Genomic DNA, 2,259 nt, shown 5'->3' with positions numbered 1-2,259 from the left:
TGACCGGTTCACAATCTTGGAGGCTTTCGTATATTCCCGGAATTGTCAAACTTTGCGTGTCTCCCCGGCAAAGCCGGGGGTTTACTCGTATTAATGATTTCCGGATGGACATCTAATTTAGGCATTTCCAATATTTCTTATGGATGTTTCTTATCCTGGCGATTGATTCCCTATTCTGTTCTGAAACATCAGGCAAATTTTGTGGCATATCGTAGGGTTCGGGAAAATCTATATCTACATTCAGGCCCCCAGCAACAGTAGCTAAAAAACCTAATGGAGATAAATTTTGATCTAGGCTGAAACCGCCGACATGCACGAATTTCCCCTTACAGGTCCGTGAGGCGATTTCTGATAGAAGGCACACAGTTGAATTTAATCCATTTAGCGTTAGCATCAGCTGATTAATTTGTACCGTAAAATGTGCACCATTTAAACCAACTGCGACAACCAACTCCGGCTTGTATTCAACTCCTATCGGTAAGACAATTTCCTTCAAAGCATAGATGAAATCCGCATCCGAACTATAAGGCGCGATTGGGACATTGACAGTATATCCTTTGCCTTTCCCCTTTCCAACCTGTTCAGGAAAACCAATTCCTGGATAGAGTGTTAATGGATCCTGATGTATATCAATACATAAAACTTCTGGTGTATCATAAAATATCTTCTGAGTTCCATGTCCCGTATTGGCTGCATAATCGATTACTAAAACTCTTGATAAACCGTACTTGATTCGCAGGACCTCAATCATGATAGCAACATCGTTTAAAATCCCAAATCCCCCGCCAAAATCCGCACCAACGTGATGCCCCATTGTTGAGAAAACAAAACTTTTATCACAACTTTCATCAAGAACAAGCTTTCCCCCGAGAATATCAGCGCCGGCAAACAGCCTAGCCACATCATAAACACCCTTTAGAACTGGGGTATCTAATGTAAGCATTCCACCGTTCTCATTAAGCCTAAGTACAAAATCTATATATTCCTTCGTGTGGACTGCCAAAATATCTTCATCTCTTGCTTCATTAGGCTTAAAAAAATCAATTTCGGCGATGGTAGATATTTTTTCGTTTTCTTTAACAAGCTTAAAGGCGATATCTCCATCCATGTAGTCGCCTATTAAAGGGTGATTAGGTCCGAAAGAATATTTTTTGAAGTCTTCATGATAAACAATTGCCACCTTCAAAGAAAGCCCCTCCAATTTGGCGTTTCGCTGATATGCACACAAAAATCTTTCAAGAATTTTTAGCGCATCGGAAGCCAATATAGTTGTCGGCATACTCAGGACGTCTCGAATATCGTCGCGCACACCTGCTAGAAGCTGAATCATGGATCCAGGAGCCACCCCGAAGAACACGCATAGCTCCTTCGCTTGGTCCCTTAGGATTAACGCTTGGAGCAATTCTATAATAATCCTCTTGATACCAGTCCCCTACCCACTCCCAAACGTTCCCAGCCATGTCGTAGCAGCCAAAAGGACTTTTCCCCTCTTCGTATCCCCCAACCGGTTTTGGTGAACCCGAGCCCGTAGAGACGGAACGCCCCTTGCTCCATTCATTTCCCCAAGGCCATGTCAAACCCTCGGTTCCTCTGGCGGCTTTTTCCCACTCCGCCTCTGTTGGCAGTCTTTTTCCTGCCCATTCTGCATACGCTGCCGCATCGTGCCAAGTTACCAACACAACGGGGTGATCTCGCGTGCCATCGGGATAACAATTGTCTTTCCAGCAATATTTCTTTGCCCACACTCTATCAATGTACGGGGCAGGATACCCAGTGGCAATTATAAATTCCCTGTATTGCTCATTAGTTACAAGGTATTTATCGATAAAGTAACCGTCTATATAGACCTTTCTCTGAGGCTGCTCATCGAAATTTCCATCTGTATCACTTCCCATTATAAATTCGCCGGCCTCGACGTATATCACAGTACCTCCTTACAATTGCCTCCAATACCGCTCATGGATACTTTTTAAACTCAAAGTCGTTTTAGATACTAATTCATTTACACCGGAAACAATTTCCGGCACTTTATATGGTTCCTTGACATACATCACTTCATTACCAAGAACGGCACCAATTAAAGCCTCCCAGGCAAGAGGGAGTATTTTCGGATCGTAAGAATGCCCCAAAATTAGCACAAGCTTGCCATTGCACAGCGTGTTTGATAATTAATACGAGTAAACCCCCGGCTTTGCCGGGGAGACACGCAAAGTTTGACAATTCCGGGAATATACGAAAGCCTCCAAGATTGTGAACCGG

2 protein-coding genes are annotated in these 2,259 nt (G+C 43.6%); both read right to left on the bottom strand.

Features of this window, described 5'->3' with window-relative positions; translation table 11 throughout:
* Nucleotides 1-112: 112 nt before the first annotated feature.
* Nucleotides 113-1,279, bottom strand: coding sequence for an arginase family protein (locus tag H567_RS26535; RefSeq protein WP_161626676.1), 1,167 nt, complete (start codon nucleotides 1,277-1,279; stop codon nucleotides 113-115).
* Nucleotides 1,236-1,925 (bottom strand): formylglycine-generating enzyme family protein, encoded by a 690-nt coding sequence (locus H567_RS28255; RefSeq protein ID WP_084517725.1) that lies wholly within the window; start codon nucleotides 1,923-1,925, stop codon nucleotides 1,236-1,238. Before H567_RS28255 ends, H567_RS26535 begins: the two co-directional genes overlap by 44 nt.
* Between the last annotated feature and the right edge of the window lie 334 nt (nucleotides 1,926-2,259).

Origin of the sequence: Desulfatiglans anilini DSM 4660 (assembly GCF_000422285.1) — a bacterium.
Lineage (GTDB): Bacteria > Desulfobacterota > DSM-4660 > Desulfatiglandales > Desulfatiglandaceae > Desulfatiglans > Desulfatiglans anilini.
This window is presented reverse-complemented; position numbering and strand designations above follow the sequence as displayed.